Annotated in this window: 18 protein-coding genes; 2 read left to right on the top strand and 16 right to left on the bottom strand. The window is 58.0% G+C overall.

Translation table 11 applies throughout. The annotated features are described in order from the left end of the window. Positions 1-2: 2 nt before the first annotated feature. Both ACP6EK_RS02250 and ACP6EK_RS02255 read right to left on the bottom strand, forming a co-directional pair. Positions 3-1,499, bottom strand: coding sequence for a sugar ABC transporter ATP-binding protein (locus ACP6EK_RS02250; RefSeq protein ID WP_438317286.1), 1,497 nt, complete (start codon positions 1,497-1,499; stop codon positions 3-5). A 48-nt stretch (positions 1,500-1,547) separates the two neighbouring features. Continuing rightward, the gene (locus ACP6EK_RS02255) at positions 1,548-2,564 is read right to left on the bottom strand and encodes a substrate-binding domain-containing protein (protein ID WP_438317289.1); all 1,017 of its coding nucleotides are present in this window, start codon (positions 2,562-2,564) and stop codon (positions 1,548-1,550) included. Positions 2,565-2,723: 159 nt separating this feature from the next. Here ACP6EK_RS02255 and ACP6EK_RS02260 point away from each other — a divergent pair, with 159 nt between their 5' ends. Continuing rightward, positions 2,724-4,115 carry an MATE family efflux transporter gene (locus tag ACP6EK_RS02260; RefSeq protein WP_438317292.1) on the top strand — a complete coding sequence of 464 codons (1,392 nt, stop codon included), beginning with the start codon at positions 2,724-2,726 and terminating at the stop codon, positions 4,113-4,115. Here ACP6EK_RS02260 and ACP6EK_RS02265 read toward each other — a convergent pair. The 5 genes from ACP6EK_RS02265 to udp are packed head-to-tail and all read right to left on the bottom strand — an operon-like array spanning position 4,069 to position 10,420. Further along, positions 4,069-5,547: a cobyric acid synthase gene (locus ACP6EK_RS02265; protein WP_438317295.1), complete on the bottom strand. Its 1,479-nt coding sequence runs from the start codon at positions 5,545-5,547 to the stop codon at positions 4,069-4,071. The two genes, ACP6EK_RS02260 and ACP6EK_RS02265, sit on opposite strands and share 47 nt — an antisense overlap. Positions 5,548-5,553: 6 nt before the next feature. Beyond that, a complete protein-coding gene (locus ACP6EK_RS02270; RefSeq protein WP_438317298.1) occupies positions 5,554-6,792 on the bottom strand; it encodes an MFS transporter in 1,239 nt (412 codons plus the stop codon). Continuing rightward, positions 6,792-8,750: an ATP-dependent helicase gene (locus tag ACP6EK_RS02275; protein WP_438317301.1), complete on the bottom strand. Its 1,959-nt coding sequence runs from the start codon at positions 8,748-8,750 to the stop codon at positions 6,792-6,794. Before ACP6EK_RS02275 ends, ACP6EK_RS02270 begins: the two co-directional genes overlap by 1 nt. Before the next feature lie 13 nt (positions 8,751-8,763). Continuing rightward, on the bottom strand, positions 8,764-9,636 hold the full coding sequence (hslO, locus tag ACP6EK_RS02280) for an Hsp33 family molecular chaperone HslO (RefSeq protein WP_438317303.1): 873 nt from the start codon (positions 9,634-9,636) through the stop codon (positions 8,764-8,766). Between the two features lie 13 nt (positions 9,637-9,649). Continuing rightward, complete coding sequence (gene udp, locus ACP6EK_RS02285; RefSeq protein WP_438317306.1) at positions 9,650-10,420, bottom strand: uridine phosphorylase; 771 nt, start codon at positions 10,418-10,420, stop codon at positions 9,650-9,652. Positions 10,421-10,473: 53 nt separating this feature from the next. Here udp and ACP6EK_RS02290 point away from each other — a divergent pair, with 53 nt between their 5' ends. Beyond that, positions 10,474-12,099 (top strand): hypothetical protein, encoded by a 1,626-nt coding sequence (locus ACP6EK_RS02290; protein ID WP_438317309.1) that lies wholly within the window; start codon positions 10,474-10,476, stop codon positions 12,097-12,099. Here the strand turns inward: ACP6EK_RS02290 and ACP6EK_RS02295 are convergent. The 9 genes from ACP6EK_RS02295 to xylB form a co-directional block, all read right to left on the bottom strand. Beyond that, positions 12,067-13,623 carry an MBL fold metallo-hydrolase RNA specificity domain-containing protein gene (locus ACP6EK_RS02295; protein WP_438317313.1) on the bottom strand — a complete coding sequence of 519 codons (1,557 nt, stop codon included), beginning with the start codon at positions 13,621-13,623 and terminating at the stop codon, positions 12,067-12,069. The two genes, ACP6EK_RS02290 and ACP6EK_RS02295, sit on opposite strands and share 33 nt — an antisense overlap. Next, entirely contained in the window at positions 13,623-14,504 is an 882-nt protein-coding gene (galU, locus tag ACP6EK_RS02300; protein ID WP_438317316.1) for a UTP--glucose-1-phosphate uridylyltransferase GalU, read from the bottom strand. Before galU ends, ACP6EK_RS02295 begins: the two co-directional genes overlap by 1 nt. Continuing rightward, the gene (locus ACP6EK_RS02305) at positions 14,488-15,039 is read right to left on the bottom strand and encodes a DUF5317 domain-containing protein (RefSeq protein WP_438317319.1); all 552 of its coding nucleotides are present in this window, start codon (positions 15,037-15,039) and stop codon (positions 14,488-14,490) included. The genes galU and ACP6EK_RS02305 overlap by 17 nt, the downstream gene beginning before the upstream one ends. Next, positions 15,026-16,270, bottom strand: a complete 1,245-nt coding sequence (locus ACP6EK_RS02310) for an HD-GYP domain-containing protein (protein ID WP_438317321.1) — start codon at positions 16,268-16,270, stop codon at positions 15,026-15,028. The genes ACP6EK_RS02305 and ACP6EK_RS02310 overlap by 14 nt, the downstream gene beginning before the upstream one ends. Positions 16,271-16,454: 184 nt before the next feature. Then, positions 16,455-17,138 (bottom strand): hypothetical protein, encoded by a 684-nt coding sequence (locus ACP6EK_RS02315; protein ID WP_438317324.1) that lies wholly within the window; start codon positions 17,136-17,138, stop codon positions 16,455-16,457. Between the two features lie 3 nt (positions 17,139-17,141). Beyond that, positions 17,142-17,681, bottom strand: coding sequence for a ribosome hibernation-promoting factor, HPF/YfiA family (hpf, locus tag ACP6EK_RS02320; RefSeq protein WP_438317327.1), 540 nt, complete (start codon positions 17,679-17,681; stop codon positions 17,142-17,144). Positions 17,682-17,699: 18 nt separating this feature from the next. Then, a complete protein-coding gene (locus ACP6EK_RS02325; RefSeq protein WP_438317330.1) occupies positions 17,700-18,635 on the bottom strand; it encodes a 1-phosphofructokinase family hexose kinase in 936 nt (311 codons plus the stop codon). Continuing rightward, a complete protein-coding gene (locus ACP6EK_RS02330) occupies positions 18,632-19,621 on the bottom strand; it encodes a carbohydrate kinase family protein (protein WP_438318834.1) in 990 nt (329 codons plus the stop codon). The genes ACP6EK_RS02325 and ACP6EK_RS02330 overlap by 4 nt, the downstream gene beginning before the upstream one ends. A 14-nt stretch (positions 19,622-19,635) precedes the next feature. Beyond that, positions 19,636-21,156, bottom strand: coding sequence for a xylulokinase (gene xylB, locus ACP6EK_RS02335; protein WP_438317333.1), 1,521 nt, complete (start codon positions 21,154-21,156; stop codon positions 19,636-19,638). Positions 21,157-21,229: the final 73 nt, after the last annotated feature.

Here is a 21,229-nt window from a genome sequence, read left to right on the forward strand (position 1 = left end):
TCCTATCCTACGATTTCCCGCCGGAGGGCTTCTTCCGTAACCTCAGAGGGCCGGTATTCCCGAACAATTCTTCCCTCCCGCATGACGAGAATCCGGTGGCAAACCTTGAGAACCTCGTGCTCCTCATCGGAGATGAAGAGAATGCCGATACCACGGTCCCGGGCAAGGCCAAGGGCCATCTCGTAGATGCTCTCCTTTGCCGCCACATCCACCCCGTGGGTCGGTGTATCGAGGATGAGAATCTTGGGAGCGGTGAGAATCCAGCGAGAAAGGACGACCTTCTGCTGGTTTCCCCCTGACAGCGACCGGACCGGCGCGTCCGCTGCCGGGGCCTTGATGCCAAAGTCCCGAATAGCTCGCTCCGCAACGGCGATTTTCCTTGAGGGATGGAGAAAACCAGAGCGGCTCACAAGCTCATGAAGAATCGTCACCGCAATGTTATCGGCGACAGGCTGATCGAGCACCAGCCCTTGGAGGAGGCGATTCTCAGGAACATAGCCAATACCGTGGCGAATGGCATCCCGGTTGGAGCGGAAGACAACCTCCTTCCCCTCGAGGAAGATTTTCCCGGAATCCGGAGGACGAAGGCCGAAGATGGTCAGAGCCACCTCGGTCCGTCCCGACCCCCGGGGACCGATGAGGCCGAGGATTTCCCCTTGGTGCAGGGTAAAGCTCACATCAGCGTACTCCCCCCTCCGGGTCAGGCGCTCCACCCGGAGGATTTCCTGAGTCTCAGGGAGGGGAGTCACCAGGGATTCTGCGGTGATTTCCTTCCCCGTCATGAGGAAAGAGAGCTTCACCCTGTTGAGCTCCTCTTTGGGGAAGGTTCCGACTTTTACACCGTCCCGGAGCACCGTCACCACGTCGCTAATTTCCAGAACCTCATCAAGACGATGGCTAATGAAGACAAAGGCGATGCCCTGAGCTCTGAGCTCTCGAATGAAGCCAAAAAGCCGCTGAACTTCCCGAAAAGTCAAAGAGGAAGTGGGCTCATCGAGAATGATGAGCTTGGCGCTGCTGGCAATTGCCCGGCAGATGGCCACAAGCTGCTGGTCGGCAAAGGAAAGACGACCTACAATCTCCTGGGGATCAAGCTCCACGCCGAGGCGTCCAAGGACTTCCAGAGCCCGTCGCTCCATGTCCTTCCAGGTCACGAACGACCGGTGCCGCTCGATGTACTCATGGGCGAAAATGTTCTCTGCCACCGAGAGGTTCGGGAAAAGCGAGAGATCCTGATGCACTACGTGAATCCCGCGCTTGAAGGCAAGGTACGGCGTGAGGCGGGAAATCTTCTGTCCTTCGATGAAAATCTCACCCTCTTCAGGCTGCACTACCCCTGTGGCAATCTTCACGAGGGTGCTCTTCCCCGAACCGTTTTCCCCCACAAGGCCGTGGACCTCTCCCGGAAGAACAGAGAACTCTACGTCCCGAAGCGCCACAACGCCACCGTAGCGCTTGGTGATATGGGCAAGCCGGAGCACGGGAAGCTTCTCAGGCATATCTTTACTCCAAAAGAAAGCGCCGGGGTTTTACCCCGGCGCTTTTTCTCAGAATCCCAGAGCCTCTGCGGCCTCGGCGTTGGGCATGAGTTTGATCTGGTTCACGCTGATGACCTTACCCTCAACCTTGATGGGGCCAAGACCTGGGATTTCCATACCTTCCTTGATCTCCACACCGTCAAGGATTTGCTTGGCGATGTAGACCATAGCATACCCGGCATCCTTCGGGTCCCAAAGCTGCGCCCAGTCCACAGCCCCGGTCTTGAGGTAGGGTGCAACGGTGGAAGGAATGGCGCTCCCCACAACGATAATCTTGTCCTCCATGCCCTTCTCCGCCACAGCCTGCGCAGCACCAATCGGCCCAAGGCTTCCCCACCCGATGACGGCCTTAAGCTGGTCGCCATAGGTGGTGATGAGGTCAAGGACTGCTGCTCGCGAATCCTCAACGGACTCGGCGGTGGGGAGACGCGAGGTGAGTTCCTTCAGGAAAGGATATTTCTCCTTGGCGTAGGCGAGGGCTGTGTCTGCCCAGAAGTTGTGGAGCGGAACGGTGAGGCTTCCCACAAGCATCACGAAGCCTGCAGGATTCTCAGGGGTGTATTTTTCGAGTTCCCCGGCCTCCTTGAGCTTCTCCACGATGACATCGATGGGGTTCTTCCCGTACTGGACACTGTCAATGGTCTCCACGTCCCAATCGATGGCCTCGGTCTCAAAAGGCGACTCATGCGTAATCACCACAATACCTTTCTCCCGTGCCTTCTGGAAGACCGGAGCCAGAGCCTTGGCATCGTTGGGGACAACACAGACGGCGTTCACGCCACGGGTTACAAGGTCCTCCACCATCTGGACCTGGGGGGCAGGATCAGCAGTGGCAGGCCCCACAAGGTACGCGTTCACCCCGAGTTCCTTGGCCGCCTGCTCCACACCCTCGGCCATACGGTTGAACCAGGGGATACCGGCGATCTTGACGACCACCGCAATCTCATAGGGCTTCTGCGCCCAGGCCACCGAAAAGAGCAACACAGAGAGCAGGAACACCACACCGACCAGTACCGCTCGCTTCATAGAGTCTCACCTCCATCTTTATTGTAGCAAAAGGGGAGGGAAAAGAGAACGCGTCTTGGAGACTTTTCGGACCTGAAGCAGGACGGAGAAAAAGGGTTGATTCCGACTGGTTGGTCGACTACAATGGTAGCAACGCACCGGAGGAGGAGAGCACGAACCATGAAAGCTGGACGTCTTACGGATTTCACCCAGGGGAGCATCCCTCGCCATCTCATTGTTTTCTCCATCCCTATGCTCCTTGGGAATCTCCTGCAGACCTTCTACAACACCGTGGACAGCATCTGGGTCGGGAGGTTCCTCGGGCCTGAAGCCCTGGCAGCGGTCTCGGTGAGCTTCCCCATTGTCTTCCTCCTTGTGGCCTTCACCACGGGTCTGAGCATGGCGGCAAGCGTCATGGTTGCCCAGTACTTCGGCGCCAGGGAAGAAGAAGCGGTGCGACAAACCGCCACAGCCTCCACAGTCCTCCTTACTGTTCTTGGTACCGGTGCCATGGTGGCTGGACTCGTACTACACCGGGCATTGCTTGCCCTCATCCGCACACCGTCAGGCATTACGGAGCTTGCGGCGTCATACCTTTTCTTCTTCCTCCTTGGACTCCCCTTCATGTTCCTCTACAACAACATTGGGAGCGTCCTTAGGGGTGTCGGGGATTCGAAAACACCGCTGCTACTCCTCGTGTACGCTACAGCGCTCAACATCGTCCTTGACCCCCTCCTCATCCTTGGGATTCCTCCCTTCCCACGCCTTGGCGTGGCCGGAGCAGCCATCGCCACCACCGTAAGCCAGGGGTTTTCAGCAATCCTGGGAACGGTGATTCTGCAGCGGGGGGGATTTTTCGTCTTCAGGCGGTCTTACCTTATTCCCTGTTCTTCATTCGTGCGGACAATCTTCCGGCTCGGGCTCCCAGCCGGAGCACAGCAAACCATTGTTTCGCTGGGGCATCTTGCCATGATGTCCATCGTGAATGGCTTCGGCAAGACCGTTGTGGCCGCTTTTGGCGCCGCTACAAGAGTGGACCAGTTCTCTTTTCTCCCCGCCCTGAGCTTCAGCCTTGCCATATCGTCGCTTGCTGGGCAGAACGTGGGAGCCCAGAACTTCACAAGGGCACGGGAGGTCGCTCGCTGGGGAGCCATTGTGGCCGCTTCATTCGCCCTCCCCGTTTCCTTCCTCGTCTTCCTCTTTGCCTCTCAGCTCATCCGGATTTTCACCACTGACCCTGAGGTCATTCGCATCGGCGTGGAGTACTTGCGGATTGTGAGTTTCTCCTACGTCCCCTTCGCCCTGATGTTTGCCTACAACGGTTTCCTCCGGGGTGCAGGCGATACCTTCCAGACCATGGTGAACACTCTGCTCACGCTCTGGCTTGTGCGGATTCCCGTGGCAAAGCTTCTATCCCTAACCACCCTTGCCGAGCGGGGCATCTGGGTGAGCTTTGTCGCCGGACCTGTGGCGGGATACCTCATCGCCTACCTGTACTACGCAAGCGGCAGGTGGGAGAGTAAGGCTATCGTTCGGAAAGACCGAGAATCCTTTCAACAAGCGGCATGTTGAGGTGCGCGGCGCAGCAATCCGCAAGGCGATCGAGCTCTGCCTCCAGAACATCCCTCCAGGAAGGACTCTGTGCCTTTCCGGGTGGAAGGCCCCGGAGTTTCCGAACATGGTTGAGGAAAGCCCGCCGGAATGCTCCTTCGTCGAAAAGCCCGTGGAGATAGGTGCCAAAGACCCGGCCCTCCTGCACGACACCCTCGGGGAACACCATGCCCTCCCGCCAGAGGAGGAAGAACGGTTCTTGGGAAGAGGTGAGGGAACTCCGTCCGTGGTGGATTTCATACCCTGTAACTTCCACCCCAAAGCAAGGAGCACACCCAAAAGCCCAGCTCAGGGTCTTCTCCCGCTCAAGAACGGTCTCAAGGGGGAGAAGCCCAAGGCCTCGAACTTCCCCTTTTTCCTCCACCCCGTGGGGATCCCGAACGACCTTGCCAAGCATCTGGAACCCCCCGCACACCCCGAGCACCACACCCCCCTGTGCCAGAAAACCCGTAAGCCTTTCCCCGAAAGAAGCTTCCTGGAGCAGGCGGAGATCGTAACAGGTGTTCTTCGTCCCCGGAAGAATGAGAAGGTCGAAAGTTCCAAGGTCTTCGTGGGGGGAGACAAAGCGAATGTGCACGTCATCCTCAAGCTCTAAAGGCCTGAAATCCGTGAGATTCGCAGCGTGAGGAAGCTGCACCACGCCAATCCGGAGCATTCCCGGCCGGTATGGCCTGGTTCTGAAGGTAAAATTCAGGCCGTCTTCGTCATCAAGCCTCAGGAGCGTGTAAGGCACAACCCCAAGGACCGGAACCCCCGTAAGACGCTCGAGTTCCCGAATCCCTGGCTCAAGAATCTCTCGGCTTCCCCGGAACTTGTTGATCACAAACCCCCGGAAGTACCTCCGGTCTTCCTGAGTAAGTGCCCAGGTTCCATACAAAGCGGCGAACACCCCACCCCGCTCAATGTCCCCCACAAGGATCACGGGGATGTGGAAATGGCGGGCAAGGCTCATGTTGGCAAAATCCCGTCCCTTGAGATTGAGCTCTGCGGGACTCCCCATACCCTCAACGCAGACGAGATCGTACTCGGCAAGGAGAGAGGAAAGGCTCTCCACTATGGCGTCCCAGAATACGTCTTTGGGAAAAGGGGCAAAGGGCGTGGCCCTCCCCCAGACTTTCCCCAGAAGGACGACCTGGATTGCCCCTCCTTCCGGTTTGAGGAGCACCGGGTTCATGCGGGCATCTGGGAGGATGCCCGCCGCCTGGGCCTGGAGTATCTGCGCGCGGGCGATTTCTTCTCCTTTCGGGGTCACTCCGGAATGCAACGACATGTTCTGAGCCTTGAAGGGGGCACACCGCAGGCCCTTGCGGGTGAAATACCGCAAAAGCCCTGCCACAAGGAGGCTCTTCCCCACTCCCGAGGCCGTGCCCTGAACCATGAGAAGGTGAGGCATTTTCCTTCACTCCGCAAAGTTCTCAAAGGCCCGGGGTTCTCTGACGCCAAAAAGGAGCCAGAAAAATCCTAAAGCATTCAGCACAAGGGAAATCCAGAACACCATTCCGTACCCAAAGAGATCGGCGAGTTTCCCCCCGAGAATCGGAGCAAAGAACGCTGGAAACCCGGAGAAGAAATTCCCCCATCCCAGGTACAGCCACCGTCGGTCCCTGGGAGCAAAATCGAGGAGGATCGCCATCCCACCCACCGAGATGGCGCTGTAGTTCAGTCCCAGGAATCCGAAGGCGAGGAAGAAGTACCAGGGAGAAGGAGCAAAAAGTGCCCAGAGATTGCTCAAGAGGATGGTGAGGGCTCCGCAAAGGACCACAAGCTTGTGCCCCTTTTTATCCCCCAGGGGTCCCCAGAAGAAGTTCGAGAGGGCTTGGGACACAAGAAGGGTGGCGTTGTACTGGGCGATGAAGGTATCGGGAATGGCGAAGCGCTGCAGAACCGAAACCGTATAGAACGCCGCCCCCATAACCCCCAGGGCCAGGAAGACTCTGGCGATGAGGAAGTGCAGGAAATTGGGATCTTCCCGGACGATGCGGGAGAAGGAGTGGAGGTAACTCCCCTTCTCATCCACAACCTCCCCATCCTCTTCCCGGGTAAGGGAGAGGAAGACGTACGATACCCCCATGGCGAAAGAGGCCAGAAAGAAGCACAGAGCGAAATTCCAGGCAAAGGGGTACGTGGCGATGAAGCGCTCGGCTAACCTCGACCCCCAGATACCCATGAGCGCACCAATCCCGTTCCCACAGGCGAAATACAGCCCGAAACGGGAGGGATGGATGACCTTCCCAATCATCTCCGTCCAGATGGGGCCGAGAAACCCCATGGCCGAACACGCCACCCCGAGGAACAAAAGGACCAGAAAGAGCGCCAGGCGGGGGAAGGGAACGGCAAGAAACGTCGCCACCAGAGCAACACCGAAAAAGGGCAGACGTTCTAAAAGCGTCACCCGGAGCAGGAAAGGGAGCTTCCGCCGGAGCCTTCGGGAAACCTTTGCTCCGGGAAGGGCAGGAAGGGACCACCCAAGATACGCCAGAGCCGGGATGAGCCCGATTTCGATGTTGCTGGCCCCGAGATGTTTGGCAAAAAGGGGAAGGAACGTCGTCACCGACCCAAAGGAGAGGGCCAGAGAAAAAAAGGCATAGTCCAGGGAATCCACGAAGAAGTTGAAGATATAGTCCCGCCGCGAAAGCATCAGTACCCCCGCCCCAGAAGCCGGTATCGGTCATAGAGTGAAGGAGAGAGTTCTTCAAGGAAACGGGAGGGCTTGCGCAGTATTGTCTTCCCCCGCCCTCGCTCCGCCATGATAGGGTAGCAGAGGAAGAGGTGGTCCTTTGCCCTGGTGCAGGCAACGTAGAAGAGCCGCCGCTCTTCCTCGAGGCCCTCTTCCTCATTGAGGGATTGAGGTGAGGGGAAGGCCCCCTCACAGAGCCATACCACAAATACGCAAGCCCACTCGAGTCCCTTGGCCTGGTGAATGGTAGAGAGGATCACCCGCTCATCCTGAGGTGCCCCCGCCACCACTGTCTCGGCCTCCATTTCCCCAAGGAGGGCGAGCTCGCTCAGGAACGATTCTAAGGAAGCGTACCTTGAAGCAAAGCGGGCGAGCTCTTCAAGGTCCTCAAGGCGTTCCCTGGCGTCAGGATACCGGCTTATGAGGTATTCCCGGTACCCACCATCAAGAACGGTCTCAATGGCCAGAGCCGGGTCCTTCTCAAGGTCCTCAAGGCGTACGAGGAGCCGGCGAACACCCTCCACGCTTCCCCGACCCGAAGCGGGCAGAGCAAGGAGCACATCGGGACGCTCCAAGGCAAAGATTGGGTCCTCTGCCTCCCGAACCACCTGCCAGACGATTTCTGCGGTTTTTTGCCCAATGCCGGGGTAAAGCCGCAGCACCCGTTTCCAGGAAATCTCATCATATGGGTTCACAACAATGCGAAGGTGCGCAAGGACGTCCTTGATGTGCGCACGCTCGAAAAACCGGAGCCCCGAGCGAATCTCAAAGGGGATGCCCCGATGGGTGAGCTCCAGCTGGACTTCCATGCTTTGGTAATGGGCCCGGTAGAGCACCGCCATGTCGTTTAAGGCATACCCCCGTTCCCGGAGTTCCAGGATCTTCGTGGCCACAAAGTCCGCCTGCTCTAAAACGTCCCGAAGAGCAACAACCCGAGGTTTCTCCCCCGAAGTCCGCACCGGACGCAGCACTTTGTGGAACTGACGGGTGTTGAAGGTGATGACCTCGTTCGCTAACCGCAGAATTTCTGGAGTACTCCGGTAGTTCGTCTCGAGCTTGTAGATTTTGCAGTCCGGGTACCTCTTCGGGAAGTCGAGGATATTGGCAAAGTGCGCCCCCCGGAAGGCGTAAATACTCTGGGCGTCATCCCCCACCACGAGGAGATTGCGGTGTACCCCGGCAAGGAGGTCCACAATTGCTGCCTGGAGGAGGTTGGTGTCCTGGTACTCGTCAACGAGAATGTACCGGAAAAGCTCGCCATACTTCCTCCGCGTCCTCTCGTCACTTCGCAGGAGCTCAAAAAAGTACACCAGGAGGTCGTCGTAGTCCATCACGTTGAGACGCTTTTTTCGTTCCTGGTAGAGGACGAAAAGATGGGCGACGTGGCTTGACCATTCCAGAAACTGCGGGTAGTACCTGTCAAGAATGTCCTCAAGGGATTTGAGGGTATTCCGGCTTAAAGAGATGACGTTGAGCAAAACCTCGGGTTGAGGGAAACGGCGCCGGGTAAGATCAATACCGAGTTCCTCCACGCAAACCGCAAGGAGGTCCTTCTGGTCCTCCCGGTCGAGGATGGTGTAGTTGGGCTCGTACCCGATTTTCTTCGCTTCCCGGCGCAGGATAAGGTTCCCGATGTGATGGAACGTTCCCCCAAAAAGACGGGACATGTCCACCCCAAGGAGGCACTCCACCCGGTGGAGCATCTCCCGGGCTGCCTTGTTCGTGAAGGTGGCAAGGAGGATGGACTCCGGAGGTACCCCCTGTTCGATGAGGTAGGCTACCCGGTAGGTAACGGTGCGGGTTTTGCCGCTTCCCGCCCCGGCAATGACGAGCATGGGGCCTTCTCCGGCAAAGACCACCTGTTTCTGCTCCTCGTTGAGCTCCCGCTCGTAATCCACCCGGAAATTCGAAAGTCGCACGGGCACTCTCCTCTCACTGCCTTCCCTGGGCGAAGTCTTCAGGGAAAAAGAGATAGGTCCGGTTGCAGAACGCGCAGTGCACCTCTGCCTTCCCCTGGGTTTCGAAAAGCTCCTGTCGCTCTTTTTCGCCAAGGAGAAGGAGAACGTTTTTCGCCCTCCGGCGGGAACACCGGCAGCGATACCGGAGGGGGTCCTTCCCCACAATCCGGTACGGAAGACCGGAAAAGATGAACGCCGTAATGTCCTCAGGGGTTTTCCCCTGGAAAAGCTCGTGGCTCACCGGCCCGAGACGGGAAATATTCTCTTCCAAAGTGTCGATGACGTCAAGCGGGGTACCCGAAGGCGTGTGGATGATGAACCCTCCTGCCGAGAGTACCTTCCCTCGCTTCCCCACGTAGACCCCGGCACTGCAGGCTGAGGGCAATTGCTCCGAAGAGGCGAAGTAGTACGCCAGGTCATAGGCAATACCACCCCGGGGCATGGTGATGCTCCCCACATACGGTTCCCCAAACCCCAGGTCCTTCACGACGAGGAGCTTCGACCCCGCTCCCACGGCATCCTCCACGTTGAGTTTTCCCTGTTCTTTCGAGGGGAGAATCACCCAGGGCTGCGACACATACCCCCGAACCTCACCCTTCGCATTCCCTTGCACGAGAATCCCTTCTAAAGGCCCCCGACATTCAATCTGGAGGGAAATCCGCTGGTTCTCCTTCATGGTGAGGCCGAGAATCCCGACAAGCGTCAGGGCCCGCCCCAGGGCAGCCGTGGCCACAGGAGTGGTCCGGTGGAGCCTTCTTGCCCGTTCCACAAGGCGAGTGGAGCTCGCCACGTACCCGAGGACCTGTGTCCCCTCCACTACCACCCGAACAACGTAGTCTTCGTGCATGGGTATGCCTCCTTTATGACTCCAAAAAGCGGAGAATCCGTCGCGCCGCCAGTGCCGAAACCCGGGCAAGACGCGCCTCCACATCTGCCACAACTTCCTCCGCCACCCGCTCTTCCTTCGTCCGGTTCACTAAAACCCCACATACGGCTCCGGCCCTCAGTCCAAACACCCTGGCGAGCACAAAAAGCGTTGCCACCTCCATCTCGTAGTTCAGCACTCTGAGTGCCTGCCACTCCCTGAGGCTTCCCTGGAGACTCCGGGGAACATACCGGGAGAACGTATCGTACCGTTCCTGTCCCGGGTAGAACGTCGCCGAAGAACAGGTGATGCCCAGGTGGTACGGAACCCCCGCTTCCTCACAGGCCTCCTGAAGGAACACCACCGTCCTCCAGTCTGAAACCGCGGGGTACTCCACCGGGGCGTAATGGAGGGAGGCTCCATCAAGGCGAACCGCGCCTTCGCTCACGACAAGGTCCCCCACCGCAATATCCGGCTGAATCGCCCCACAGGTCCCCACCCGGATAAACCACCGAATCCCCAGACGGGCCAGCTCCTCAACGGCAATACTCAGAGAAGGTCCCCCAATACCCGTTGAGACCACAAGGATTTTCCCTTCCTCCCCCACGGATAGAGCGCTTTTGAACTCCCGGTGAACGGCAAGAATCCTCACCTCTCCAAAGGCCCGGGCCAGAACCTCAACCCGCTCCGGAGCCCCGGGAAGGAGCGCAAGGTGCACGTCCTCCACATCTTTTGCAGTAAGTGCCAGATGGTATGCCCGGTACATCGCCTTCACCTCCTCTCTATTTTCGGATAAAATACAAAAAAGGAGAAGAGGCCATGGAATGCCGGATCACGCTCGGAGACGGAACGACCACTCTTGCAGCACCCGGGGAAACGCTTGAAGACGTCATCAGGCGAGTGTACCCGGAAAAGTACCGTTCCTTCCTTGCGGCACAACTCGACGGAGAAATCGTTGACCTCGGTAGCCGGGTGGAACAGGACCACGCGGTGGTCTTCTTCCCTTTCGGGCACCCTGAAGGACGGCGAACCTACATCCGGAGCCTGCTTTTCCTTTTAAGCTACGCCGTATCCCTGGTCCTTCCTGGGAAGAGGCTCCGCGTCCTCCACTCCATGAGCGATGGGCTCTTCTGTGAAGTTGAGGGTGCCGAGCACAACCTCTCGGAACTCCTCGAGACCGTCGAGAAGGTCATGCGGGAAACCATCGCCCAGGACCTCCCTATTGAGCGGGAAGTGGTCAACTGGGAAAAAGCCATCCACATTTACACCCGCAGAGGACGGGAAGACGTGGTGCGGCTTTTCCGTTACCTGAGAACCCCGGCCGTGACCCTGTACCGCCTTGGCGACTTCTACGACCATTACTACGGTCCCCTCTGCCCCCGAACAGGGTACCTCACCTCCTTCGGTTTTGTCGTTGTCCCTCCGGGGTTCATCGTCCAGTTCCCCAAAGACGACACAGGAAAGCTCCCACCGTTCGTCTTTCGCCCAAAGCTCTTTAGCGCCTTCAAAGAGGCGGCGCAGTGGGGGAAAATCATGAACATCGAGAACGTGGGAGAGCTGAACGAGGCCATCGCCCGGGGAGAGGGGAAGGAAATCATCGCCATCGCCGAGGCGCTCCATGAAAAAAAGATTGCCCAGATTGCGGACCTCATCACCCAGCGCAAGGGAAGCCTGAAGCTCGTGCTCATTGCTGGCCCTTCGTCCTCGGGGAAAACAACTTTCACCCGGAGGCTCTATACGCAGCTTCGGGTTAACGGTTGGAGGCCCATCACCATCTCCCTTGACGACTACTTCCTCTCCCGCCACGAACTCCAGGGCTCCGTCCAGGACTACGAGAGCCCCGAAGCGCTGGATCTTGAACTCTTCAAGGAACAGCTGCTGCTCCTTGTCGCAGGAAAGGAAGTCGAAATCCCCCGCTACAACTTCATCACCGGAACACGGGAACCCCGGGGGATTCGCAGCCGCCTCGAAAAAGACGGCATCATCCTCGTTGAGGGGCTCCACGCTCTGAACCCCCGGCTCTCCCAGGACATCCCGGAAGAGGAGAAGTTCAAAATCTACGTCAGCGCCCTCACCACCCTCAACATCGACGACCACAACCGTATCCCCACTACCGACTGCCGGCTCATCCGCCGGATCGTGCGGGACAGCCAGTTCCGTGGAAGTAAGGCCGAGGAGGTCTTTGCCACCTGGCCGAAGGTTCGGGCCGGTGAGGAAAGGTACATTTTCCCCTACCAGGAAGAGGCCGACGTTATGTTCAATTCTTCGCTCATTTACGAGTTTTGTATCCTCCGCCAGTACGCCGAGGCACTCCTGCGGGCCATCACCCCTGAGAGTCCGAGTTACCTCGAGGCCTACCGCCTGTATTCCTTCCTCAATCACTTCATGCTCCTCAACCCGTCCTTTGTCCCCTCAAACTCCATCCTTCGGGAGTTCATCGGCTGAGGTGCTCCGTCGTCCGGCCTCCTCAAGAAGGATCAGAGCCGACTGCAGGAGGACTTCGCTTTCCCGGGCGAGGGTTCTTTCGCGGAGTTTCTGAATCTCCCTCTCAAGCCTCTTGATGATGTCTTCCTTTTCGGGCATCTGGGGAACGGCCACAACGGTCCTCCGGGGGAGGTCCACGGTGTCCCCAAAGGCAGGGACTATAGCCTCAAAACCTTTCTTGCGCAGAGCCTGGGCAAAGGCCTCCGCAATCTCCTCTTCTCCATGGGTGACGAGAAAAACGGGACGGCTCTTGAAATACCCCACCCACCGGAGGAGGTCCTCCTGGTCTCCATGGGCGGAAAAGCCGTTGATGGTGGCGATACGGGCCCGAACGGCAATGTCCTCATCGAAGATGTGGACGAGCTTTGCCCCATCAACCAGTGCCCGTCCCAGCGTCCCCCGGGACTGGAAGCCCACAAAGACCACGGTGGTCGTTGCTTTAAAGAGGTTGTGCTTCAGGTGATGGAGAATGCGCCCACCCGTGCACATGCCGCTTCCTGCGAGGATAATGGCGTGGTCAAGGTCGTTCAAGGCCTTCGACTCCTCAGGGGTGGTGACGTAGGTCAAACCCGGAAACCCAAAGGGATTGTCTTCCTGAAGATGGAGTCTCTCCAGCTCCCCTGAGAGGAGGTGCCGGTACTTGAGGTAGATGTCGGTTGTTTGCTTCCCCAGAGGGCTGTCAAAGTACACCGGGCAATGCAACCCTATAGAGTCCCGGAGCAGGCGAATCTCGTAAAGGACCCGCTGGGCCCGGTCCACCACAAAGGTGGGGATGAGGACCTTGCCGCAGGTCCCCATGGCGTCCTGCATGACCTGGGCGAACTCTCTCCGGGTTTCCTCAAGGGTTTTGTGGCGGCGATTCCCGTAAGTCGACTCTATAACCACAAAGTCGGCTTCCTCAACAATCGGGGGAGAGCCCTCCATGACGTTTCCGAACTGCCCGATGTCCCCCGAAAAAACCACCTTTGTCCCTTCACCCCAGACCTCAAGCACCGCAGCCCCGAGGATATGGGCGGCATCCCGGAAGACGAACGTCACGCCTTTTTCCTCGGCAATTTCGTCGTATCCCACTGGCTCGAAGAGTCCCAGGGCTCTTTCCACTTCCTCTTCCCCGAAAAGCGGAGCAATCTCCGGCTTTCCCGAGCGCCTCCGGCGACGGTTCTCCCGTTCCACTTCCTCTCTCATGAGCTTTACGGTGTCGTAGAAGAGAATCCGACAGAGCTCTATGGTGGGAAGGGTGGCGTAGATTTTCCCCCGGAAACCTTCCCGGACAAGGAGAGGAATTCTCCCCGAGTGGTCCAGGTGGGCATGGGTGAGGAGGACAAAGTCGATGTCCCGGGGAACAAAGGGGAAGGGTGGCGCATTCCGGTTTCTTTCCCCTCCTTGGAACATGCCACAGTCAACGAGGAAGGTGACGTCTTTCCCCCGAACAAGGGAACAAGAGCCGGTCACTTCACGGGTGGCGCCAAAGAAAGTGATTTCCACTACACAAGCCCCCTCTCCACAAGGTCTCGAAGGAAAGCCCGAAACTCCGGTGCCAGGTCTTCCCGGCGCAGGGCAAAGGCCACGTTGGCCTTGAGGTAGCCGATTTTACTCCCCACTCCGAAGTACTCCCCCGCAAAGCGATACCCGTATACCGGTTCTTTCTCAAGAAGCCTCCGGATGGCATCGGTGAGTTGAACCTCTCCGCCTTTCCCAGGAGGGGTCTGTGCCAGGGCGTCGAAAATCGAGGGGGACAGGATGTACCGCCCCACCACCGCAAGGGTTGAGGGCGCTTCCTCGGGTTCCGGCTTTTCCACAAGATCCTCAATGGCATACAGTCGGGGGGCAATCTCCCTCCCCTTCACAATCCCCCACTGGGCTACCTCCTCTCTTGGAACCTCGATGAGGGCTACGTAGACCCCGGGACGGTCCGAGAAAAGGCGAAGCATCTGGGCAAGACAGGGGGTTTCACTCACGATGATGTCATCAGGAAGAAGGACGGCAAAGGGCTCTTCTCCCACGAAGGCTTTCGCCTGCCACACGGCATCGCCAAGACCCCGAGGGGATTTCTGCCGGACGTAGAAGATGTGAGCGGAGTTCCCCACCCCGCGGATTTCCTCAAGGAGGTGTTCCTTGCCCCGGTTTTTGAGCTCCTGCTCAAGCTCCACCGCAAAGTCAAAGTAGTCCTCAATCGCCCGTTTCCCCCGCCCGGTCACAAAAAGCAGGTTCTCAATACCCGACGCCACAGCCTCCTCCACCACGTACTGGACTGCCGGCCGATCCACAATGGGGAGCATTTCCTTGGGCTGGGTTTTGGTCGCCGGCAAAAGCCGCACTCCAAGCCCCGCCACCGGAAGCACCGCTTTGCTAATCTTTCGTTCCATCCTCTCCCCCCTTCCGGAGGTAATGGAAGAGCACCAGGAAAATCCCGACCCCCAGGAGGTAATCTCCGATACTCGCCACGAAGGCCCGACGAAAAACGAAAGAGCAATACGGGATAACATCCCCGAGGAAGTTCAGGCGGGTCGAGGGACTCATGAGGACATACTCCGGGTAACGACCTGCCCTGAGGTGCCCGGCGATGGTCACAAGGCCAAGACGCTCGGCGACTTCAGCCGAGGCAGGCATTCGTCCCCCGTTGGCAAGGACCACAAGGAAATTCAGGAAGGCTCCCAGGCTCACGAGAGGCATCCCGAAAAGCCGAATCCCAAGAATCGTCCCTGCAAAAACGAGGGCCATGCCGAAGGTCTGCAAAAGAGGAACGAAGCTCGCCCGAAGGCCAAAGGCGGCAAAGCGAACGCCGAATCCTGCCACCACCACCCAGAAAAACGGTAACGGCACCCGGGAAAGTCGCGTGAGCTTCCCACCAGAAAGCAACCCAAGGAGGAGTCCAGCGAGGAAAAAGTCAAGGAGAATCACGGTGCCATGCTCCCGAAAGGACGAGGTCTTTGAGAACTGCAAGGATTTTAGGGTCGAAGTGCCCCTCTTCTTCGTTCTCCATGATTTCCAGCGCCTCATCTACCGTGTATGCCCTCCGGTAGGGGCGTTCCGAGGTTAAGGCGTCGAAGACATCGGCAACGGCCACAATCCGGGCCTCAAGGGGAATCTCCTCCATTTTTCGACCCTCCGGGTACCCATGGCCGTTGCAGCGCTCATGGTGCGTGAGGATGATTTCCGCTACCCGCCGCAAGAAATCCACATCCTTCACAATCCGGTACCCGATGAGAGGGTGTTCCCGGATGACCCGGTACTCCTCGGGGCTCAGCTTCCCGGGTTTACTCAAAATGGCATCGGTGATGCCGATTTTCCCCACGTCGTGGAGAATGGCGGCGTACTCGATGACCTCTTTCTCCCTCCCCGAAAGGTTCAGGCGGTCGGCAATACAAAGGGCGAGCTGGGCCACCCGGGCAGAGTGTCCCCGGGTGTAGGGGTCCTTGGCGTCCACTGCCGCGGTAAGGGCCCGCAGAAGCTCAAGGTGCATTCTCTTTGTGTCCACGAAGAGCTTGAAGGAGTACCGGGCCACAAGAAGGGGCAGGAAGAAGAGGGCGATACCCACATAGCCTACGTAGCTATAGACAAAGTACAGGAGAAGGGAAAAAGGGAAGAGAGCAAAGTACTGGAACAGAATACCGCTGATATCCCGCTTCCAGAGGAGGAAAAGAGGAGTCCTGCTTGCGAAGGATACCGCCCCAAGGACCAGAAGGAAATTGGAGAAGAAGAAGACACCTATGGAAGTCCCAACCGCAAGGTAAAAGAGGGGTTCATTCCAGTGGAAACCGTACCCCCCCAGGCGCTCGAAGACAAGACCAGAGAGGAAAGCCGAAATGGCGTACTGGGCACCGTTGAAAAGGCTTTTGTACCATCGGGACTTCAAAGTTCCAAAAAATGCCGCCACAAAGGCGATGAGAGTAGCCAAAAAGGGTGAGGAAAGAAGGATTACAGCGTAAAGAGGAGCAAAGCTCACTGAGATGGCCGCCTCAGGCCGCAGGTACACCGGGAGGAGTTCCGCTACAAGAGTCAAGATGGTGAAAGTTACAAAGAGCGAGAAAAGGTGAGGCGACCAGGAAAGGCGAAGAACAGAAAATCCCAGAATTCCAAGGCCCACCCCAATGACACAACACAGATAGAAAAAAAATACCAAACGCTTCATCAACGCCACCCTTCAGGGTGGGCCAACAGGGAAGGTCAAAGGTTTATCTCCAGGTCAAACCAGCCCCGCTGGCGAGGATGATGGCCAGCAGGCCAAGGAGCACGCTCAGGACCTTCGCCATTGTGGACCCTCCTTCATGTGTTTCTCATCCCCTTCCGCTTTTCGGGGATGGCCACCGCTCCGCTCATGGTGAAGACGCTGTTGGCCCACCCTCTTCCTCCTCAAAACGCTCTATGTGGAACACGAGTTTCCGGTTGACGGCATCAAGGGTTGCCCGGGCAACAGCCTCGTAGATATCCTCCCGCACCAGGGCCGTCCCCACAAGGAGGTCCTCTTCTCTTCTTGCCCCGGGCCGGGCGTAGTCCACAAAAGTCAGGACGACCTCGATGTCTCCAAGCTGGTGCGTGGAGACGTTATGGAGCACAAAAAGGGTATCCCCCACGATCTGATTGAGGCAGTTGAGCGTCGCCCTGGCAACCAGAAAAGCATGGCTTCGAACCCGGGAGGCGCTCTCTGAAGCCACCCCCTTGTAGGTTCGCTCCCCAAGCTTCACCTCAACCTCGACCTGGACGGTGTCAGGGGTCTTCTTCCACCCCAGGCCCCAGAGAACCAGGCGGGGAACAAACCACCGGGTTTCCCCTTCAAGATCAAAGGTAACGACACTCACTTTCTTGTGGTCCACATCAAGGCCAAAGCGGGCTTTAAGCAAGGTCTCGATATCCCGGACAAGGAGCTTGGGAGATTTCGTGGGCCGGGCCAGGACGTGGATTTCCTCGATGGCCGTCTCCCCCACAACCCTGGCATTGAGGACACCTTCAAGGCACTCAATGGCTCTCTCTAAAGCCCGGGTATCGATGCCCTTTGCCATGGCTCAGTAGACAAGGTCGATGAGACCATAATTCCCGTCTTTCCTCTTATATACCACCTGGACCTTCTCTTTATCAAGGTCCTTGAAAACGAAAAAGGTGTGCCCCAGGAGTTCCATCTGGAGAATCGCGTCCTCAAGGCTCATGGGGCGAAGGACGAATTCTTTTACCTTGACCACCCGGTCAGAGACTTTCATTTCCTCCTCGGTCTCACCGGGGATCTCTTCAAGTGCCACGAGTTCCTCTTTCCTCAAGAGGCCTTTACGCTCGAGTTTCTCCTTGTGGCGCTTCACCTGGCGCTCGAGCTTCTCCAGAACTTCATCAAAGGCCGTTCTCCAGTCGGGCCCGTCCCCTTCTCCCCGGAGCACCACCCCACTTGCGGTCATGGTGACCTCAACCCTCATTCGTCCACGTTCTGAGTAGAAGTGCACCGTTGCATCCAAAATGCGCTTGAAGAAACGCTCGAGCTTTGCGAGTTTCTTCGTCACATGGTCCCGGATAAAGTCCGTGATTTCAACGTTTTTCCCTCGCACCACGATTTCCACCGCTTCAACCTCCCCATCTTATGGAATTGGCTCTACTGTAACGGCTTCCAGGCACCGTGGAACCATAGCAGGGTCAAAAACTCCGGCGCCCCTTGAGAAGGTGTTGGCAAGACCACAGGCCGTAGCAAAGCGAAGGGCCTCCGCAAAAGGTGTCCCCTGGGAAAGACGAAGAACGAGCACCCCGACGAGGGTATCCCCTGAACCGATGAAATACTCCCCATGGACGGCCTCCTTGAGCCCTACAGACCACCGCTTCCCCTTCCAGGAAGCCACAATTCCCCGGGGACCGTCAGAGAGCACCACGCATGCCACTCCCTTTTCCTCAAAGAGGGCCACAGCCCTGAGCTTATCTTCGAAGGAACGGATGGGAAAACCGAGAACCTCTTCAGCTTCTCTCACATTCGGTTTTACCATAAATAGCGGATTTTGCAAAGCCCTCCTCAGCGGTTCCCCCGAGGTGTCCACGACTACCCGCACGCCTTTTCTTGAGGCCCTTCTTGCACACTCTGCGTAGAAATCGACCCGCAATCCCCGGGGGAGTGACCCCGAAAGAATGAGGTAATCTCCCTCCCCAAGGTGCTCCTCAAAAAAGCGGAGGCATTGCACCGCCTGAGCAAGAGGTACCACAGGTCCGGGTTCGTTCACGACCGTGTGCCGCCCGGTTTTCTCTTCATGAAGGACGGTGGTGATTCGCGTCTCCCCCTGAAGCGGCCAGAAGGAAAAGTCAAGGTTTTCCTCTCGTAGACCCTCGACCATCATCTCCCCCACTCTCCCTCCAAGGAAAAGGAGGAGCTTCGCCTTCCCACCGGCCCGGTGAATTGCCCGGGCCACGTTTACCCCCTTTCCCCCGGGAGTCACGGTGACGTCCCTTGCCCGGTGGACCTCGTTAAGGACGACCTCATCAAGGACAAGGAGGCGATCGAGCGCCGGATTAGCGCAGAGAACGACAATCACAGGGGATGCTCCTCCAAGAAAATCTCCACTTCTTCCTGGGTCGGCAGGGCCGGGATGGCACCCTTTCTGGTTGTGGTGAGCGCACCAACAGCGTTAGCCCGCCGTGCTGCGTGGTACAGTGCGTCTTCGGGGATGTCCTTCCCATCCCGGAGATCCTTCCAGAACATGTACAGAGAGCTCAGGAGTCCGGCGACGAATCCATCCCCTGCTCCTGTAGTGTCTACCGTAGCCACGGAAAACCCGGGGACCTCGAGCCGACTTTTTCCACTGACCACAAGGCACCCCTTCTTCCCCAGCGTCACCGCAATGAGAGCAAGACGGTACCGCTCCTGCAAGAATGCCAGGGCCCCCTCAAGGCTTTCGCTTGCAGCAATGAATCTCGCTTCTTCCTCGTTCACCTTGAGGACATGGGTTTTCTCAAGTCCCTGGCGCATGCGGAACCGGGCTTCCTCAGGGTCCTTCCAGAGCTGCAACCTGAGGTTGGGGTCAAAGGATATGAGGTACCCGTACTTTTCGGCAAGCCCCAGGGCTTTCAGGGTTGCGCTGCAGGCGGGTTCATGGGTCATGGTGATGGAACCAAAATGGAAGACCCCGCTCCCCTGAAAGCATTCCTCGGTGATGTCGCTTTGGTCAAGAAGGGTGTCTGCTCCTGGGTCCCGGTAGAAGACGAAATCCCGTTCGCCTTCCTTCGTGAGGGAAACGAAGGCCAGGGTGGTTTTGGCCTTTTCTGTCATGGTGAGGAAGCGGGTGTTAACGCCGTTTCGGGCCAGGGTCTCCCGTAAAAACTCTCCAAAGGCGTCCTTCCCCACCTTCCCGATGAAGTAGGCCTCAATCCCGAGTTTGGCCAGCCCCACCGCGACGTTGGCCGGAGCCCCCCCGGGAGCCTTCTCGAATCCTGGGGCATCCTTTAGAGTCACACCGCTTGCGGTGGAAACGAAATCGATGAGGAGTTCCCCAAGGCACAGTGCCTTTTTGTCGAGAGACACCAAAGTCCATCACCTCACTCCGCAATTCTCCGGTAGAACGGAGCCAGTGCCGGATAGAGGTCCCGCCAGATACGGTAGAGGTGCTCGTACCTTGCCACAAGGTGTTCATCGGGGAGGACCTTTTCAGTCACCGCCACAGCCCGGGCACAAGCTTCCTCGACGCTCCAGAAGACCCCTCGCCCCACAGCGGCAAGGAGGGCAGCGCCAAACGCCGGACCCTCGTCCACTTTCACGCCAAAGAGGGGCACCTGGTACACCGCAGCCTGGATTTTCCGCCAGAGCGGGCTCCTTGCTCCACCACCGATAGCCCGGACTTCCTCAATGGGGATGCCCATCTCCCGGATGATTTCGAAGGAGTCCCGCATCCCGAAGGTCACCCCCTCCATCACCGCCCGGACAAGGTCGTTCTTGCGGTGCTTCAGGGTGAGGCCAAAGAAGACTCCCCGGGCAAAGGGGTCCGCATGAGGCGTTCGTTCCCCGGTGAGATAAGGAAGAAAGAGCAGCCCTTCGGCTCCGGGAACCGATTTTTCCGCCTCTTCGCTCAGAAGTTCATACGCGTCCTTTTCAAGGATCATAGCCACGTTCTTCTCTTCAAGCCCTAAAACGTCCCGGAACCACCGGAGAGAACCCCCCGCCGAAAGCATCACGCCCATGACGTGCCATTTCCCGGGAACCGCATGGCAGAAGGTGTGCACCCGACCTTTTGGATCCACCCGAACCTCGTCGCTAAAGGCGAACACCACTCCCGAGGTACCGATGCTTGCCGAGACCAGTCCGGACCTCACAATACCCGTACCGATGGCCCCCGCCGCATTATCCCCGCCACCGGCAACCACAAGGACGTCCTCCCGCATCCCCAGAAGCTCTGCGACCTCCCGCTTTATACGCCCCGTCACCTCAGGCGACTCAAAGGAGGGTGGGAACCAGGAGGGAGAGAAATCCAAAGCCCTAATGAGCTCTTCCGACCACTGTCTCTTGGGAACATCAAAGAGGGAGGTTCCCGAAGCATCGGAGACATCGGTGGCAAACTCTCCTGAAAGCCGGAAACGAACGTAATCCTTGGGGAGGAGCACCTTGGCAATCTTCCGGTAGACCTCCGGTTCGTTGTTCTTCACCCAGAGGATTTTCGGGGCGGTGAAGCCGGGAAGAACAGGGTTACAGTTAATGCTCATGATGCGCTCAAGACCGACTTTTTCTGTGATTTCCTGGCATTCCCGAGCCGTCCGCTGGTCGCACCAGAGAATCGCTGGGCGAAGGACCTCTCCCCTGTCGTTCAGAAAGACTGAGCCGTGCATCTGGCCTGTGAGGCCGATACCGGAGACATCCCTGGGGTCAATCCCCGAAATCTCTAAAACCTTTTTGAGCGCCTGCACCGTCCCCTGCCACCAGTCTTCAGGATTCTGCTCGGCCCAGTTCGGGCGAGGGGTGTACAGAGGGTACTCGGCCACGCTCTTCCCCCGGAGCTCCCCCCTCTCGTCGATAAGGACAACCTTGCACCCTGTCGTTCCCACATCAATTCCCAGAAAGTACTCCATACCCTCCCTCACCTCCAAAGGTCCTTGAAGGAAGCTCTCCTTTGAGGAATTGTACCACATTCTCTGTCGCGTC

It is taken from the genome of Candidatus Caldatribacterium sp. SIUC1 (genome assembly GCF_051549785.1).
Lineage (GTDB): Bacteria > Atribacterota > Atribacteria > Atribacterales > Caldatribacteriaceae > Caldatribacterium.

Bases quoted from the DNA above. Each gene is read 5' to 3' on its own strand.
- ACP6EK_RS02255 (WP_438317289.1), bottom strand. From the start codon at position 2,564: ATGAAGCGAGCGGTACTGGTCGGTGTGGTGTTCCTGCTCTCTGTGTTG.
- ACP6EK_RS02270 (WP_438317298.1), bottom strand. From the start codon at position 6,792: ATGCTTTCGCGGCGGGACTATATCTTCAACTTCTTCGTGGATTCCCTG.
- ACP6EK_RS02315 (WP_438317324.1), bottom strand. From the start codon at position 17,138: ATGGCAAAGGGCATCGATACCCGGGCTTTAGAGAGAGCCATTGAGTGC.
- ACP6EK_RS02290 (WP_438317309.1), top strand. From the start codon at position 10,474: ATGGAATGCCGGATCACGCTCGGAGACGGAACGACCACTCTTGCAGCA.
- ACP6EK_RS02265 (WP_438317295.1), bottom strand. From the start codon at position 5,547: ATGCCTCACCTTCTCATGGTTCAGGGCACGGCCTCGGGAGTGGGGAAG.
- xylB (WP_438317333.1), bottom strand. From the start codon at position 21,156: ATGGAGTACTTTCTGGGAATTGATGTGGGAACGACAGGGTGCAAGGTT.
- ACP6EK_RS02260 (WP_438317292.1), top strand. From the start codon at position 2,724: ATGAAAGCTGGACGTCTTACGGATTTCACCCAGGGGAGCATCCCTCGC.
- ACP6EK_RS02310 (WP_438317321.1), bottom strand. From the start codon at position 16,270: ATGAAGCGTTTGGTATTTTTTTTCTATCTGTGTTGTGTCATTGGGGTG.
- galU (WP_438317316.1), bottom strand. From the start codon at position 14,504: ATGGAACGAAAGATTAGCAAAGCGGTGCTTCCGGTGGCGGGGCTTGGA.
- hslO (WP_438317303.1), bottom strand. From the start codon at position 9,636: ATGCACGAAGACTACGTTGTTCGGGTGGTAGTGGAGGGGACACAGGTC.
- udp (WP_438317306.1), bottom strand. From the start codon at position 10,420: ATGTACCGGGCATACCATCTGGCACTTACTGCAAAAGATGTGGAGGAC.
- ACP6EK_RS02250 (WP_438317286.1), bottom strand. From the start codon at position 1,499: ATGCCTGAGAAGCTTCCCGTGCTCCGGCTTGCCCATATCACCAAGCGC.